This is a genomic window from Microbacterium croceum, assembly GCF_023091245.1.
Classification (GTDB): domain Bacteria; phylum Actinomycetota; class Actinomycetes; order Actinomycetales; family Microbacteriaceae; genus Microbacterium; species Microbacterium croceum.
Map to the genome: position 1 here is coordinate 1,064,604 of NZ_JAHWXN010000001.1, position 15,596 is coordinate 1,080,199.

Genomic DNA, 15,596 nt, shown 5'->3' on the forward strand with positions numbered 1-15,596 from the left:
GGGTATGGCGGACGAGACGGTCACCTGGCGCGATCGTGCTTTTCCCGACGCCGGTGTGCCGCTGGCCGAGGTCGGTGCGCAGGGGTGGCACCTCTTGAACGGCGACTTCCACCTGCCGGTCGCCGCACTGAGGGAGACCGCGATCGAACGCAATCTCGCATTGATGCGGGACTACTGCCGGCGGCACGACGTGCTGATCGCGCCGCACGCGAAGACCACCATGAGTCCGGCGCTCGTCGAACGCCAGCTCTCCGACGGAGCGTGGGGCGTCACGGTCGCCAACGTCCAGCAGGCGAGGGTCTTCATCGCGGCGGGAGTGCGACGCATCCTCATCGCCAATCCCGTCGTCGGCCGCGCTGATCTCACCGCCCTCGCCGCCTGGCGGCGAACGGATCCCGAGCTCCAGGTGCTGCTCCTGGTCGACTCCGTCGAGACGGTGGCCGTCCTCGCCGACCGGGCGAGAGCTGCGCACGACGACCTCGGCCCCCAACGCGTGATGATCGAGCTCGGGTACGCCGGCGGACGGGGAGGGGTGCGCTCCACAGGCGAGGCCGTTCGCGTGGCGCAGGCTGTTCACGACGTCGGCAGCCTCGAGCTCGTCGGCATCGAGGGATTCGAAGGGCTGGTGTCTGGCGCCGACGTCGCCGAGCGTCGACGTCGCGCCGCGGAGTTCCTCGAGTGGTCCGCGAGTGTGCTCCACGATCTCCTCGACCGTGGGCTGCTCCCCGCGCATGGTTCCTTGGCATCCTTCGGCGGCAGCTCGTACTTCGACCTCGTCGTCGCGGAGTTCCGCGAGCGATGGAGCGGAGGTCGCATCGAGGTGATGCTGCGCAGCGGCTGCTACGTCACGCACGACCACGGACTCTACGCGCGCACCTCGCCGTTCGTCGGGCATGAACCGGCGCCGCTGCCGGCGCTCGAGGTATGGGCCGAGGTGTTGTCGTGCCCGGAGCCGGGGCGTGCCGTGCTCGGCGCCGGCCGGCGCGACGTCTCGACCGACGCGGATCTGCCGCTGCCCTTCGCCGTCCGTCGCGACGGTCGCACGCAGCCTGTCGAAGGACTCCAGGTCACCGGTGTCAACGACCAGCACACGATGGTCTCCGTGCCGGACCATGTCTCTCTCGCCGTCGGCGATCTCGTGGGTCTCGGCGTCTCCCATCCCTGCACGACTTTCGACAAGTGGCGGCTCATCCCGATCGTCACTGACACATACGAGGTGACAGATGCCGTCCGTACCTACTTCTGAGCCGGGGCAGCGCTCCGAGAGCTCACGCTTCGATCTCCCGGAGTTCCTCGCGGATCTGGAGCGCCTGGTGACGATCGAGTCGCCGTCGGCCGATCACGATGCCGTGGCCCGCTCTGCCGTGGTCCTCTCCGACGTCATCCAGCGCCGGCTGGGCAGGCGTCCCGAGATCCAGCGGATCGACGGGGTCGACCACGTCGTGCTGCAGGGCCGTGAGAGCCGGGTGCTGCTGCTCGGTCACCATGACACGGTGTGGCCGATCGGAAGTCTGGCGGAGTTGCCGTTCACCGTGCAGCGCGGGATCATCCGCGGCCCCGGATGCTTCGACATGCTGGTCGGGGTCGTGCAGATCGTGCACGCGCTCGCGCTGCTCCGCGACAGGCATGGCGACGCCGTGCTCGACCAGGTCACCGTGTTGGTGACCGGTGATGAGGAGGTCGGATCCGTCACCTCCCGCGATCTGATCGAGTCGCGGGCCGCCGGTTGCCGCGCCGCGCTCGTGCTCGAGGCCGCCGGACCCGGCGGTGCGCTCAAGACCGAGCGCAAGGGAGTGTCGTTGTACGAACTCGAGGTGCTCGGGCGAGCGGCGCACAGCGGGCTGGAACCCGAACGAGGGATCAACGCCACGGTCGGTGTGGCGCACCTCGTCATCGCTCTGGCGGCTCTGGCCGACCCGGCCGTCGGCACCACGGTCACACCGACGCTGCTGTCATCCGGCACGACGGGCAACACGGTGCCCGACCGGGCCACGGTCGCGGTCGACGTCAGGGCGACCACCGTCGCCGAGCAGAAGCGGGTGGACGCGGAGATCCGGTCATTGCGCCCCGGCGTCGAGGGGGCGACGATCGCCGTGCACGGCGGAGTCAACCGGCCGCCACTCGAGGCGGCAGCATCCGCCGCTCTCTTCGCCCGCGCGGCGAAGCTCGCTGCCGATCTCGGTCATCCGCCGCTCACGGGGATGGCCGTGGGAGGGGCATCGGACGGCAACTTCACGGCCGGTGCGGGTATCGCCACCCTCGACGGGCTCGGAGCAGTCGGCGGCGGCGCGCACGCCCGTGACGAACACGCCGAGGTCAGCGCGATTCAGCCGCGCACCGAGCTGCTGGCAGCTCTGGTGCGCGACCTGATCAGCGACGGTTCGTGAGCACCTGCCGGGCGTTCTCGCTGCCCTGTGCGAGTTCGTAGAGCACGGTGATGAGCCCCAGCAGGTCCGCGGCGTTGTCGAGCACCGAGGTGATGGTGCGGTCCGCGGTGCGCAGGCACCCGGGGATGCAGGCGCCGAGCTCGGCGGCCACCGGCGAGGGCATGTCGACCTCGAGGGTGAGGGGGAGTGCCGTGACGGGGCGGCGGAGCGAGGCCGCGTCTGCGACCGCGCGGGCGGCTCCTTCGCGCACCAGCTCACGGGCGACGCTCGGAGCTACCGTGTCGGTGGCGGAGAAGCCGTGGGCTGTCTTGACCGTCACGATCGTCGCACCCGCGAACACATCGGAGGCGATCGCGCCGATCACGTCGTCGCCCGTGACGAGTCCGACCGGCACTCCGAGAGACGCGGCGTAGATCGCATTGACCTCGGCCTCCGAGACACGGGCGCCATTGATCCGCACCTCCCCGAAATGAGCGGAGAAGGTGTGGGCCAGAACGCCCGGTGCGCCCGCCGGTGCGTGGTAGCCGACGAACAGGGCGACATCGCAATCGGCGGTCAGGCCTTCGGCCATGCACTGGGCCTTCGGTGAGCCGAAGACGAGTCGGGCACGCGGGTCGAGCCGGTCGTGCAGCAGATTGTCCATCGTGCCGTGAGAGTCGTTGACGAGCACACTGGTCGCTCCGCCCTCGAAGGCCCCGGCGATCGCCGCGTTGGCCTCGTGGGTCATGAGCTCCTGGGCTCTGGCGTATCCGGTGCCGCCGCGGACGACCTGGTCGAGGGTTGCCACACCGGCGATGCCCTCCATGTCGATCGAGATGTAGACCTTCACCGTTGACTCCTCATGCTCATAGGCGGACTGTAGCCATTCTCGCCTCGGTGAGGACGTCGGCGATCGTGCGATCGACCAGTATCGAAGGCCTCCTGCTGTACGCTCATCCCATGTCGGCCACGACGTCCACGACCAACCTGGGGCAGCTCACCGAGCGACTGGGGACGACTCTGCTCACGCTCGAGGCAGGACGAGCACAGGCCGCGCGCCCGGTGTCGAGCGTCGTGCTGCACGACCCTCTGGAGCCGCCGGAGATCACGCAGGATGCAATCGTGCTGGCGGTCGCGGTGGCGACCGATGACGATCTCGCCGCACTCGTGCGTCACGCAGGACAGGCGCGGGCCGCCGCGCTGATCGTCCGCGAGTCGCTCCCGGTGAGCCGCGAGGTCGCCGCGCTCGCCGAGCAGTGCCAGGTCTCGCTCTTCGGTCTGGTTCGGGGAGCCTCGTGGGTCCAGGTCGCAACCCTGCTCATCAACGCCCTCAACCTCGGTCCGGCCGGCGCCGAACAGGGAGTCGATGACACCGCGCGCGATCTCTTCACGCTGGCCGACTCGGTCTCGGCATTGCTCGGCGCACCCGTCACGATCGAGGATCGCTCCTCGCGGGTCGTGGCGTTCTCCGCCAATCAGCTCGGGACGGATGAAGCGCGTCGTCTCACCATCCTCGGTCTGCAGGTGCCGGAGGTGTACAGCAACCATCAGCGTACGCAGGGCGTCTTCCCTCTCATCTACGGATCGGAGCGTCCCATCTTCCTCGCCAAGCCGGCCCCCGATACGCTGCCGCGGGTCGCGATGCGCATCGCCGCGGGAGACGAGGTGCTGGGCTCCATCTGGGCGGTGACCCCCGAACCCTTCGACGCCGAACGTGAGCTGCGCATGATCGAGGCGGCGCAGGTCGTCGGCCTGGCCATGTTGCGCGCACGGGTGAGCGCGGATGCCGCGGAACGGGTGGCCGAGTCCTTGGGGATGATGCTGCTCGACGGAGGTCCGTCGGCACGCGACGCCGCACAACAGCTCGGGTTCGAGCGATCGGCCGCGTGCGTGCTCGTGTTGGGGCCGCTGCAGGACGAAGACGAGATCCGCACGGTGTCCGATACGCAGCGCGCCGCCGCCGCACTGCGCATGCATCTGCGCTCGGTGCACCCCCGAGCGATCGCGATCCCGATGGGCGGCCTGGTGTACGCGGTGGTCCCCCTCCGCAGCGCCGACGAGCACGCGGCCGCGGCGGTCGAACGTCTCGCGACGGAGTTCGTGGGGCGGCTCGACACCTCGACGGAGTTCTGCGCGGGCCTTGGAGACGTCGTGACCGAGGTGAGCAGTCTGTCTCTCTCGCGGCGCAACGCCGAGGCGGCGCTGCGGGTCCTGCGATCGCGACCTCAGCGCGGGCGTCGAGCCGCGAGGTTCTCCGACGTCCAGATCGACGCGCTGATGTTCCGCATCGGCGATCTGCTCGCCGCCGACGGGGTCACCCTCGACGGGCCACTCGCCATGCTCCGCGAATACGACGCCTCTCACCGCACCGAGCTGGTGGCGACCCTCCGGGCCTGGCTCGAGCACTTCGGCGACGTGCTCGCCGCCGCACGTGAGGTCCACATCCACAAGAACACGTTCCGGTATCGGCTCGAGCGCATCGAGACGATCACGGGGGCGGATCTTCGCGACCCTGACACGCGCTTCGGACTGCTGCTGCAACTGCGGCTCGAGCTGCTCGCGCCGTCGAACTGACGCCCTCCTGGCGTGCCTCCGGGCGTCCCGCCGGCACGCGTCGCCCGAGACTAGGTCGATCGTCCAATCGATCGTGCGATTCACTAGCTGAACGCACGATGAGTGATGGTCGAGGGCGGGTGAAACTGTGAGGAACATCAGTCCATTCAGATCAATGGCGGTCCCGAATCATGAGAACCCGAACTTATGCACTCCCGCTCCTCCTCGCCGTCGCGCTCGGTGCCACCGCGTGCAGCGGCCCGGCCTCGTCGGACGAGGGCTTCGCGAAGAACGGCGCCTTCGCGGTCGCCATCAACTCGGACCCCGGCGATCTGAATCCGTTGACGACGAACATCGTCAATGCGCAGATCGTGGGGGCGTACTCCTACGACTCGCTCCTGTTCGTCGACCCGGAGACGGTGAAGCCCGAGGCCTACCTCGCGGAGAGCTGGACCGAGAGCCCGACCGAGGTCACCTACACGCTGCGTGACGACATCACCTGCGCCGACGGCACGCCGTTCACGGCCGAGACCGCCGCGGCGAATCTGAACTGGATCCTCGATCCGGCCAACGAGTCGCCGAGACGCGAATCGGTGGTGCCCTCCGATGCCACCATCACAGCCGAAGGCAACACCCTCACGGTCACGACCACGTCGCCGCGCCCCTTCATGCTCTACGACCTCGGCAGCCAGCAGATGGTGTGCGACGCCGGTCTCGCCGATCCCACCAGCCTCTCCGCCGGCAGCAACGGCACCGGTCTCTTCCAGATCGATGATGTCGTCGCCGGCGACTCGATCACGCTGACGCGTCGTGACGGGTACGAGTGGGGTCCCAAGGACACGACGAGCACGACCGAGGGCGTTCCGAAGACGGTGACCATCAAGATCGTGCCGAGCCCGTCGACGGCGGCCAATCTGCTGCGTTCGGGCGGGCTCAACGCGGCGGTCGTCAGCGGCAAGGACGAGGAGCGACTGGGCGAGCTGACGTCGATGTCCTCACCGACGATCTCCGGCATGATCATCTACAACCACAACGCCGAGATGCCCACCGCCGACGCCGACGTGCGCAGAGCGCTCACGCAGGCGATCGATCTCGACACCCTCACCGACATCCTCACCGAGGGCAAGGGAGAGCGAGCGAAATCGCTGCTCGGTGAGGAACCGAGCCTATGCAGCTACGACTCGATCGACGGCACGCTGCCGACGTACGACCCTGAGGCCGCTACCGCGGCGTTGGCCGGGGTCAAGGGTGCCGAGATCACTCTCATCTACGACAACAGCACGGCCTCTCGGAGCGCGGCGGCGGAGTACGTCGCTACGCAGTGGGAGGATGCCGGGGTCAAGGTCACCCTCGACGGTGGCGACGAGAACTACGTCCTCGCCAACACCTTCGCCGCAGAGGACCCGACCAAGTGGACGGCCAGCCTCGGCCTGATCCTGCAGTCGGGTACGCCGGCGATCTTCCCCCAGTATCTGAGCGGTCCCGTGCCCCCCGACGGCACCAACTTCGCCGGGATCCAGAACGAGGCCTACGTGGAGGCCGCCACCGCAGCCGCCGACCTGGCGGGCGAGGAGGCGTGCAACACCTGGCGCGACGCCGAGGCCGCGCTGTTCGACGCCGCAGACCTCGTTCCTGTCTCGATGACGCCGTTCAAGATGTACTTCAGCGGGGCGGAGTCGATCATCCGGCCGGTCGGCGGATACCTGCCCGGTGCGGCGATCCGCGTCCTTTCATGACCACCACGCTGCCCCGGACGGAGGCCCTGGCAACCGTCCGGGGTCGGCGGTCCCGCTCCTCCCGGGGCGGGGCCGTCGGGGCCTTCCTCCTGCGCCGGGTCATCCGCCTGTTCTGGTCGGTGGTCGCGCTCGTGACGGTGGTCTTCCTCATGGTGCGCATGATCCCCGGAGACCCGGTGCGCAATGCGCTCGGCACCAACGCGACCGCCGCCGTCGTCGAGGCTCGTCGTGAGAGCCTCGGGCTCAACGACCCGCTCTGGCAGCAGTACCTCTCCTTCTGGAAAGGGCTGCTGACCGGGAATCTGGGCGACTCGTTCTCGCTGAACCTCCCGGTCACCGCGATCCTCGAACAGCGCCTTCCGGCGACACTCGAACTCGCATTCCTGTCGCTTGCGACCGTGCTGGTGGTCTCGATCCCGCTGGGCATCGTGATCGCCGCGCTGACCCGCGGCGGCCGCCGCCCCGGCCTCGACGTGGCCTACACCTCGGTCAGCGGCCTGGTCGCGGTCATCCCGGAGTTCGTGATCGGTGTCGCTCTGGTCTACCTGTTCGCGGTGCAGACGACATTGCTGCCGGTCGCCGGCCGCGACGGTGCGAACTCCTATGTGCTGCCCGTGCTCGCACTGTCGATCGGGCTCATCGCGGGCGTCTCCCGCATCGTGCGCGTCGAAGCGCTCACGGTCTTCTCGCAGGACTACATCCGCACCGCTCGCGCCAAGCGCATGTCGCGAGGTCGCCTCTATCTCACTCACGCACTGCCGAACCTCGTGACCCCCTCCCTCACCGTCGGCGGCCTCGTGCTCGGCTCGCTCGTCGCCGGCACGGTGCTCGTGGAGACGATCTTCTCGTGGCCGGGACTCGGGCTCACGATCGTGGACGCGGTGCGGAGCAAGGACTTCCCGCTCGCGCAGGGCATCGTGCTCGTCTACGGGCTGATCGTCCTCGTCGCGAACCTCCTCATCGACATCGTCCTGGTGTGTCTCGACCCACGCTCGACGCTGAAGGACGCCTGACATGACGACTCTTCCTCCCCCGCTCCCCACGTCACCCACCTCCTCGTCGTCCCGGCATGCGCTGGTGACCGCGCTGCGCTCGCCGTTGGGCATCCTCGCCTCCGTGCTGCTCGTGACGCTGATCCTGCTCGCCACGTTCGGACCCGTCATCTGGGGGGAGACGGCGAAGGTCGCCGACCTGACGCAGCTGTCGATGGCGCCCAGCGCTGCTCACCCTCTCGGCACCGACGCCGGAGGACGCGACGTGCTCGCGAGGCTGCTGAGCGCGACGCGCATCTCGGTCGTGACGGCCGTGCTCGCGACGCTGATCGGGGTGACGCTCGGCGTTCTCCTGGGCCTGCTGCCGACGGTCGCACCGAACTGGGTGGCCCGCGTCGTCAACAGCGTCCTCGGAGTCGCGCTGGCCTTCCCCTCGCTGCTGCTCGCGATCGTCGTCTCGATCGTCGTGGGAGTGGGCGTGGTCAGCGTGACTCTGGCGATCGGGCTGGCGATGGCACCCGCCTACGCCCGCCTGGCGCAGACGCTCGGTGCCTCCGCCGCCGGTCGGGACTATGTGGATGCCGCGCGCGTTCTGGGGGTCTCGCGTTTCCGCATCCTGACCCGGCATGTGCTCCCCAACGTCCGCGACCCGTTGATCGTCAACGCCAGCATCGGCGCCGGCACGGCGCTGGTCGCCTCGACGGGGTTGTCGTTCCTGGGCCTCGGCGTGCAGGCACCGGACTACGACTGGGGACGGATGCTCAATGAGAGCCTCGATGGCATCTTCGTCAATGCGGCCCCCACTCTCGGGCTGTCGGCGGCGATCGTGTTCGCGGGCGTGACCTTCGCTCTCGTGGGTGAGACGCTCGCGCGTGCCTTCGGGCTGAACCGTTCGCCGAGACGGCAGCGACGCCGTCGGGGGGCGGCGAAGCTCGAGGTCGCTCCGCTGCATGTGGTGGATGATCCGGTGCTGCGGGTGCGTGATCTGCAGGTGCGGGTGCCTCGGGGCGACGGCTGGGCTGACCCGGTGCGCGGGGTGAGCTTCGACGTCGGCAGGGGGGAGATCGTCGGTGTCGTGGGGGAGTCGGGGTCGGGCAAGTCCCTGACCTGCATGGCTGTCGCCGCGCTGCTGGAGGAACCGATCGAGGTGGCGGCGTCGACCGTGCAGTTCGAGGGGACGGAGCTGGCGGTCGGCGGGCGGGTGTCCAGCCGGATCTCGTCAGCGACCGTGGCGCATCAACTGGGCGCCCGCATGGCCTTCGTGTTCCAGGATCCGGCGACATCGCTCAATCCCGCCCTCCACGTCGGCACGCAGGTCGCGGAGGTCGGGATGCTGCACGGCGGGTTGGACCGGAGAGCGGCCCACCGCCGCGCGGTCGACCGGCTCGATGCGGTGCGGATCCCGGATGCCGCCCAGCGGGCGCAGGCGTACCCGCACGAATTCTCCGGAGGAATGCGCCAGCGCGCCATGATCGCGATGGGGTTGATGGGGGAGCCGGCGCTGCTGATCGCCGATGAGCCGACGACGGCGCTCGACGTCACGGTGCAGCGCGAGGTCATGAGCCTGCTCGCGGAGGTGAACGAGGTCAAGGGCACGGCGCTGCTGTTCGTGTCGCATGACATCGCCCTGGTGTCGTCGTTCTGCACTCGCGTGCTCGTGATGTACCGGGGGGCGATCGTGGAGGACCTCACCGCCGCCGATCTCGCCGCCGGCCGCGCCCGGCATCCCTATACCCGTGCCCTCGTCGAGGCCATCCCGCATCTGGAAGCGGAGCCGGGCACGGCGTTCGCGACGATCGCCGAAGACGCGGAGTTCCCGACCGAGCCCGTGGGGAGTCGATCATGACAGAGCTGGTACTCGAGGACGTCCGCGTGCGATACGGCAGCGGAGCCTCCGCCCATGAGGCCGTGAAAGGCGTGAGCCTGACGGTCGCGAGTGGGCGCACCGTCGGCCTCGTCGGCGAGTCCGGATCCGGGAAGTCGACCATCGCACGCGCCATCGTGGGTCTCCACGAACCGCATGCAGGGCGCATCCTGGTCGACGGCACGGATGTCGTCCACGCCACGGGCCGGACAGCCGCGCTGCGCCGTGATGTGCAGATGATCTTCCAGGATGCGAGCTCGTCGCTCGATCCGCGGATGAGCGTCGGCGCCTCCATCGCGGAGGCGCTGGAGGTGCGGCGGCCCGACCTGAAGGACGGGAAGGCTCGGCGCGCGGAGGTCGCACGGCTGCTGGAGGTCGTCGAACTCGACCCGGCCCGAGTCGGCGATCTGCCATCGCAGCTCTCCGGCGGTCAGCGTCAGCGCGTCGCGATCGCCCGTGCCCTCGCCGCCGCGCCCCGGGTGCTGCTGGCCGACGAGATCACCTCGGCGCTCGACGTCTCCGTGCAGGGCACCGTGCTCAACCTGCTCCGCAAGGTGCAGCAGGAGCTCGACCTGACGGTGCTGTTCATCAGCCACAACCTCGCCGTCGTGCGCCAGCTCTGCGACGAGGTGGCCGTCATGAAGAGCGGTCTCCTCGTCGAGAGCGGACCCACGGCCCGGGTGATCGATGCGCCGGAGCATCCCTACACGCGCGAACTGGTGCGCGCCGTCCCCCGACTCGGTGTCCCGCTCGCCGAGCCGCCCCTTTCCCGGTCAGGAGACCCCCGATGACATCGCGCACCGCTCGGCTGGACGACCTGCACCGCGTCGTCGTCGCCACAGAGACCACGATCTCGCCGGATGGCGCTGATGTGGTGTTCACGCGGCGCGACGTCCGAGACGCGCGCACGGTGACGTCGCTGTGGCGCGTCGACCGTGACGGTGCGACCAGAGCGCTGACCCACGGACCGGCGGATGACGCCCCGCAGTTCTCCGCGGCGGGTCTGCTGTTCCGGCGCATCGTCGACGGGGCACCGCAGTTGCATCTGCTCCCCGAGAACGGCGAGCCCGTGCCGCTGACCGCCCTCCCCTCCGGAGTGGGGCGGCCGTTCGTGAGTCCGGCGGGGGACCGCGTCGCGTTCCTGGCACCGGTCGAGCGCGGGTCGGGCGATCCGACGGCGCCGATCGTGATCGACACCCTCGATCACACGATCGACGGTGTGGGGTGGGCCGGCAGCGTGCGTCATCACCTCCTGGTGCTCGACCTCGCCGACGGCGGCATCCGTCAGATCACCGACGGCTCGTCCGACGTGGGGGAGCCGTCCTGGTCTCCTGACGGCACGCAGCTCGCCTATGCGGCGGCGACCTTCCCGCGTTCGGATGTCGAGCGCGAGCGTGCCGTGCACGTCGTCGATGTCGATGACCTCCTCACCCCCGCCCGCCGGGTCGGCGCCGCGACCGGCATCACCGGTCCCCTCCTGTGGATGCCGGACGGCGAGTCGGTCGTCGCCGTCGGCCTTCGCCGCATGCGGATCGGGCACACCCGCCTGCTGCGGCTGCATCTGGACGGCCGAGCGGATGACGACCTGACCGCGGGGCTCGACCTCAACGTCATGCCGGGTGCCGTCGGCTATCCGGGAGGTCGGCCCGCGCTCACGCACGACGGCACGCAGATCATCTTCTGCGCGCGGGACCGCGGCTGGACCCACCTCTACGCGCTCGATCTGGAGGACGCCACGATGCGTCCGGTGGTGGCGTCGGAGCACCGCGTCGTGTCGGCGCTGTCCGTCGCGGCCGCGAGCGCGTACGCCGCGATCGTCGTCACCACTCAGGACTCCTTCGCCGAGGTCGCCCTCGTGAACCTGGAGACCGGTGAACACCGCGAGCTGACGACGCTGACACGCGACGCCCTCCCCGATGTCGACCTGCTGCACCCCGAGCCGCGCGTCTTCACGATCAGCGACGGCACCGTCGTGCACGGGTGGATCCTGTCCGCACCGGGAACCACGGGTGCCGCGCCCCTGCTGCTCGACATCCATGGCGGTCCGCACAACGCGTGGAGCGGGGTGGCCGACGAGGTCCACCTGTCCCACCAGGTGCTGGCGAGTCGCGGCTGGCGGGTCCTGACGCTCAATCCGCGCGGCTCCGACGGCTACGGCGAAGACTTCATGACCGCGGTCCACGGCGCCTGGGCGCGCGTGGATCTGCCGGACTTCCTCGAGCCCGTCGATGCCCTCGTCGCCGAGGGGCTGGCCGATCCGGAGCGTCTCGCGGTGGCCGGTTACAGCTACGGTGGGCTGCTGACCTGCGCACTGACGGCGCACACCGACCGGTTCGCGGCCGCCGTACCAGGCGGGCTTCTCTGCGACTTCGCGTCCCTGGCCGGCCAGCGGCTCGACCCGGAGGGGTTCTTCTCCGAGTCGACGGCGGGCCTGGAGCCGACCGAGATCGTCCGGCTCGCCGAGCTCTCGCCGATCGCCCGCGCGAGTCGCGTGCGGACTCCGAGCCTCGTGCTGCACGGCGAGCTCGATGAGACGTGCCCGAGCGCCCAGGCCAGGGAGTGGTACTCGGCGCTGCGGATCACCGGTGTGCCCAGTCGACTCGTCATCTACCCCGGCGGCGGACACCTGTTCATCGTCACCGGACCGGTCGCGCATCGGATCGACTATCAGCGTCGCCTGATCGAGTGGGTCGAGCGGTACACCACCCCGCGGAGGGCGGGCGCAGAGCCGCAGCGGGCCGCCGTCGAACCGGCCGCGCGTGACGCGGCGCAGTGGCAGCACCGACTCGACCTGCTGCGCCGCAGGTATGGCGTGGTGGGGGCGCAGTTCGGCATCCTGCAGCTGACCGGCGAGGGGGTCGTCCTCGACCGGTGCACGGTCTCGTCCGGCGTGCTCGATGCGTCGACGGGAGTGCCCGTGACCGACGACGCGGTGTTCCAGATCGGTTCGATCAGCAAGGTCTGGACGACGATGCTCATCCTGCAACTCGTCGAGGAGGGGAAGCTCGATCTCGACGCCACGGTGCGCAGCATCCTGCCGGACTTCCGGCTCGCCGACGACCCGGAGCCCACCGTCACGGTGAGAGAGCTCCTGCATCACACCAGCGGTCTCGACGGCGACGTGTTCACCGACACCGGGCGGGGGGACGACTGCGTCGCCGCGTACGTGGACCTGCTGGCGGGAACGGAGCGTCTGCACCCGCGCGGCGAGCGGTTCTCGTATTGCAACTCCGCCTTCGTCGTCGCGGGACGCATCATCGAGGTGCTGTGCGACACGACGTGGGACGAGGCGCTCAAGACGCGCCTGATCGACCCCCTCGGTCTGCAGCACACGTTCACGCTGACCGATGACGCGCCCCTGTTCGCCACGGCGACGGGGCACACCGGTCTCGGCGCCGCGGCGGTGCCGACGCGCAAATGGGGGATCCCGCGTTCGATGGGACCGGCAGGGCTGATCTCGGCCAGCATCGGCGACCTGCTGGTGTTCGCCGAGACCGCGCTGCGAGAGGGGCTGACCCGGGAGGGAACCCGCGTCCTGTCTCCGGAGGGCGCTCGTCTGATGACGACCGAGCACGTCGACCTCCGCGCCAGTGTCGGGGCCACCTCAGGATGGGGGCTGGGGTGGTTCCTGCAGGACTGGCAGGGGAGTCGTGTGTACGGGCACGACGGCGGCACGATCGGCCAGCGCGCCTACCTGCGGGTCTTCCCGGACGCGGGTCTCGCGGTGGCGCTGCTCACCTCGGGCGGGCAGCCGGACGGGCTCTACCGTGAACTCTTCGACGATGCGGCGCGGGCGTTGGACGGCGGGGGGATCCACCCCGTGCTCTTCCCCGACCGTGCGCGTACGCCGGAGCCGCTGACCGGCACCTGGGAGTCGGCAGGGTTCGTGGCCGAGATCGCGCCGCGAGACGGAGGCCTGCGCCTCGTGCTGCGGGAGCGGAAGAGCTATGTCGACGCCGTCTCGCCCGACGAGGTGCAGGAGGTCGAGCTGCTCGCCTCGAACCTGCCGGGGGTGTACGCGTACACGAGCGATGAGATCGCGGGGTGGGAGCAGGTGCGACCGGTGCCGGGCGGCCTCTACCTCGGCTACCGCTTCCTGCGAGAGACGGCCTCATGAGCGGCACGATCGATGCGACGCCGCTCGAGGGGGGAGCCGGCGCGCCGGAGGCGGGCATGGAGCTGCGGATGCTGCGCCTGCCGTCCGAGATGGTGGCCGCGACGGAGCTCGTCGCCGGGGTCTGGCAGGTCGACGTCGAGCGTGCGCACGTCAACCCCGGACTCCTCACCGCGCTCGCGCATGCCGGTAACTATGTCGCCGGCGGCTTCCTCGGTGATGAGCTCATGGCGGTCTGCGTCGGGTTCTTCCACCCGCCTTTCGACCGCGCGCTCCACTCCCACCTCGCGGGGGTGCGTCTCGACGCGATCGGCCAGGGATGGGGACACGCGATCAAGAGCCATCAGCGCGCCTGGTGCCTCGAGCGCGGTGTCACGCGCATCACGTGGACCTACGACCCGCTCGTCGCGCGCAACGCCTACTTCAACCTGCACAAGCTCGGATGCTCGATCGACAGCTATCTGCTCGACTTCTACGGTGACCTGGGCGACGGCGTGAACGGTGGTCAGCGCAGCGATCGGGCGCTCGTGGTCTGGGATCTCGAGCGGCCGGCCGGCCCTCGCGTGGCGGCGACCACCGGCGTCGACACGCCACCGGCGGTCCTGTGGGCTGCCGACGAGCAGCCGGTTCTCGATCTCGACCGCGCGCACGACCTGCAGACCTGTCGCATCGACATCCCGAGTGACATCGAGAAGATGCGGCGGGTCGCTCCCGATCTCGCGGCCCGCTGGCGGGTCGCTCTCGGGCATGCGCTCGGTGGCCTGCTCGCCGAGGGGTGGAGCGTCTCCGATTTCGACCGCCGTGGCCACTACACACTCACGAGGAGTTCCTGAATGCATATCGATCGCGTCGAGCTGATCACGGTACGGATGCCGTTGGTCCATCCGTTCACCACCTCCTTCTCGACCCAGACGGAACGGCGTCCGCTTCTCGTGCGCATCACGGCGTCGCGAGACGGCCGCACCGTGACCGGGTGGGGCGAGTGCGTCGCCTTGTTCGATCCCTCGTATTCTCCGGAGTACCTCGACGGTGCCAGGGAGATGCTGCGACGGTTCCTGGTCCCCTCGCTGCTGGCATGGCAGGACGCCGGGCGCATGGTGACCGCGGAGACCGTGGCGGCAGCGACCGCGCACGTCGTCGGCCACCGCATGGCCAAGGCCGCACTGGAGATGGCGGTGCTCGATGCCGGCCTCCGCCTCGACGATCGGCGGTTCGCCGACCACCTCGGTGTCACGCGTGCGGTCGTGCCGTCGGGGGTCAGCGTCGGGATCGAGTCGTCGATCCCCGATCTGCTCGCCCAGGTCGGAGGCTTCCTCGACGAGGGGTATGCGCGCATCAAGCTCAAGATCCAGCCGGGCTGGGACATCGAGCCGGTCCGCGCCGTGCGCGAGAAGTTCGGCGACGTGCCTCTCCAGGTGGATGCCAACACGGCCTACCGGCTCTCGGATGCGCCGCTGCTGCGCCGGCTCGACCCCTTCGATCTGCTTCTGATCGAGCAGCCCCTGGCCGAGGACGACCTGCGCCAGCACGCTCTGCTCGCCCAGCAGATCGCCACGCCGGTCTGCCTCGACGAGTCGATCGTCTCGGTCGAGGCGGCGGCGGACGCGATCGCGATGGGAGCTGCGAGCGTCATCAACATCAAACCGGGCCGGGTGGGCGGATACCTCGCGGCCCGCCGCATCCATGATCTCGCCGAGGCCAACGGGATCGCCGTCTGGTGCGGTGGCATGCTCGAGACCGGAATCGGGCGCGCGGCCAACATCGCCCTCGCCGGCCTGCCCGGATTCACGCTGCCCGGTGACGTGTCGGGCTCGAACCGGTTCTACGCGCAGGACGTGACCGAGCCGGTGGTGATGAAGGACGGCGTCGTCGCGATACCGGACGGGCCGGGCTTCGGTGTGGAGCCGCGTGCCGACGTGCTGGAAGCGGTCACGATCGACACGGTCGACATCGCGGCGGGCCGGAGCTGAC

General features: G+C 69.7%; 11 protein-coding genes. 10 read left to right on the forward strand and 1 reads right to left on the reverse strand.

Annotated features, from left to right (window positions below; genetic code table 11):
* Positions 1-4: 4 nt before the first annotated feature.
* Both KZC51_RS05075 and KZC51_RS05080 read left to right on the forward strand, forming a co-directional pair.
* Positions 5-1,246: an alanine racemase gene (locus tag KZC51_RS05075; RefSeq protein WP_247628927.1), complete on the forward strand. Its 1,242-nt coding sequence runs from the start codon at positions 5-7 to the stop codon at positions 1,244-1,246.
* A complete protein-coding gene (locus KZC51_RS05080) occupies positions 1,224-2,387 on the forward strand; it encodes a M20 family metallopeptidase (protein ID WP_247628928.1) in 1,164 nt (387 codons plus the stop codon). Before KZC51_RS05075 ends, KZC51_RS05080 begins: the two co-directional genes overlap by 23 nt.
* Here the strand turns inward: KZC51_RS05080 and KZC51_RS05085 are convergent.
* Positions 2,371-3,216, reverse strand: a complete 846-nt coding sequence (locus KZC51_RS05085; RefSeq protein ID WP_247628929.1) for a M55 family metallopeptidase — start codon at positions 3,214-3,216, stop codon at positions 2,371-2,373. The two genes, KZC51_RS05080 and KZC51_RS05085, sit on opposite strands and share 17 nt — an antisense overlap.
* A gap of 110 nt (positions 3,217-3,326) precedes the next feature.
* Between KZC51_RS05085 and KZC51_RS05090 the strand changes: the two genes are divergently transcribed.
* The 8 genes from KZC51_RS05090 (at position 3,327) to menC (ending at position 15,595) form a co-directional block, all read left to right on the forward strand.
* Positions 3,327-4,940 carry a PucR family transcriptional regulator gene (locus tag KZC51_RS05090; protein WP_247628930.1) on the forward strand — a complete coding sequence of 538 codons (1,614 nt, stop codon included), beginning with the start codon at positions 3,327-3,329 and terminating at the stop codon, positions 4,938-4,940.
* 170 nt (positions 4,941-5,110) lie between these two features.
* Entirely contained in the window at positions 5,111-6,655 is a 1,545-nt protein-coding gene (locus tag KZC51_RS05095; RefSeq protein WP_247628931.1) for an ABC transporter substrate-binding protein, read from the forward strand.
* Positions 6,652-7,668 (forward strand): ABC transporter permease, encoded by a 1,017-nt coding sequence (locus KZC51_RS05100; RefSeq protein WP_247628932.1) that lies wholly within the window; start codon positions 6,652-6,654, stop codon positions 7,666-7,668. The genes KZC51_RS05095 and KZC51_RS05100 overlap by 4 nt, the downstream gene beginning before the upstream one ends.
* A gap of 1 nt (position 7,669) precedes the next feature.
* Positions 7,670-9,493 carry a dipeptide/oligopeptide/nickel ABC transporter permease/ATP-binding protein gene (locus KZC51_RS05105; RefSeq protein WP_247628933.1) on the forward strand — a complete coding sequence of 608 codons (1,824 nt, stop codon included), beginning with the start codon at positions 7,670-7,672 and terminating at the stop codon, positions 9,491-9,493.
* Positions 9,490-10,302: an ABC transporter ATP-binding protein gene (locus KZC51_RS05110; protein ID WP_247628934.1), complete on the forward strand. Its 813-nt coding sequence runs from the start codon at positions 9,490-9,492 to the stop codon at positions 10,300-10,302. The genes KZC51_RS05105 and KZC51_RS05110 overlap by 4 nt, the downstream gene beginning before the upstream one ends.
* Positions 10,299-13,628 carry a serine hydrolase gene (locus KZC51_RS05115; protein WP_247628935.1) on the forward strand — a complete coding sequence of 1,110 codons (3,330 nt, stop codon included), beginning with the start codon at positions 10,299-10,301 and terminating at the stop codon, positions 13,626-13,628. The genes KZC51_RS05110 and KZC51_RS05115 overlap by 4 nt, the downstream gene beginning before the upstream one ends.
* Positions 13,625-14,458 carry a hypothetical protein gene (locus tag KZC51_RS05120; RefSeq protein ID WP_247628936.1) on the forward strand — a complete coding sequence of 278 codons (834 nt, stop codon included), beginning with the start codon at positions 13,625-13,627 and terminating at the stop codon, positions 14,456-14,458. The genes KZC51_RS05115 and KZC51_RS05120 overlap by 4 nt, the downstream gene beginning before the upstream one ends.
* Entirely contained in the window at positions 14,459-15,595 is a 1,137-nt protein-coding gene (gene menC / locus KZC51_RS05125) for an o-succinylbenzoate synthase (protein ID WP_247628937.1), read from the forward strand. It abuts the gene before it with no gap.
* Position 15,596: the final 1 nt, after the last annotated feature.

Coding starts and splice junctions, on each gene's coding strand:
- KZC51_RS05075 (WP_247628927.1), top strand. CDS start 5: ATGGCGGACGAGACGGTCACCTGGCGCGATCGTGCTTTTCCCGACGCC.
- KZC51_RS05080 (WP_247628928.1), top strand. CDS start 1,224: ATGCCGTCCGTACCTACTTCTGAGCCGGGGCAGCGCTCCGAGAGCTCA.
- KZC51_RS05090 (WP_247628930.1), top strand. CDS start 3,327: ATGTCGGCCACGACGTCCACGACCAACCTGGGGCAGCTCACCGAGCGA.
- KZC51_RS05095 (WP_247628931.1), top strand. CDS start 5,111: ATGAGAACCCGAACTTATGCACTCCCGCTCCTCCTCGCCGTCGCGCTC.
- KZC51_RS05100 (WP_247628932.1), top strand. CDS start 6,652: ATGACCACCACGCTGCCCCGGACGGAGGCCCTGGCAACCGTCCGGGGT.
- KZC51_RS05105 (WP_247628933.1), top strand. CDS start 7,670: ATGACGACTCTTCCTCCCCCGCTCCCCACGTCACCCACCTCCTCGTCG.
- KZC51_RS05110 (WP_247628934.1), top strand. CDS start 9,490: ATGACAGAGCTGGTACTCGAGGACGTCCGCGTGCGATACGGCAGCGGA.
- KZC51_RS05115 (WP_247628935.1), top strand. CDS start 10,299: ATGACATCGCGCACCGCTCGGCTGGACGACCTGCACCGCGTCGTCGTC.
- KZC51_RS05120 (WP_247628936.1), top strand. CDS start 13,625: ATGAGCGGCACGATCGATGCGACGCCGCTCGAGGGGGGAGCCGGCGCG.
- menC (WP_247628937.1), top strand. CDS start 14,459: ATGCATATCGATCGCGTCGAGCTGATCACGGTACGGATGCCGTTGGTC.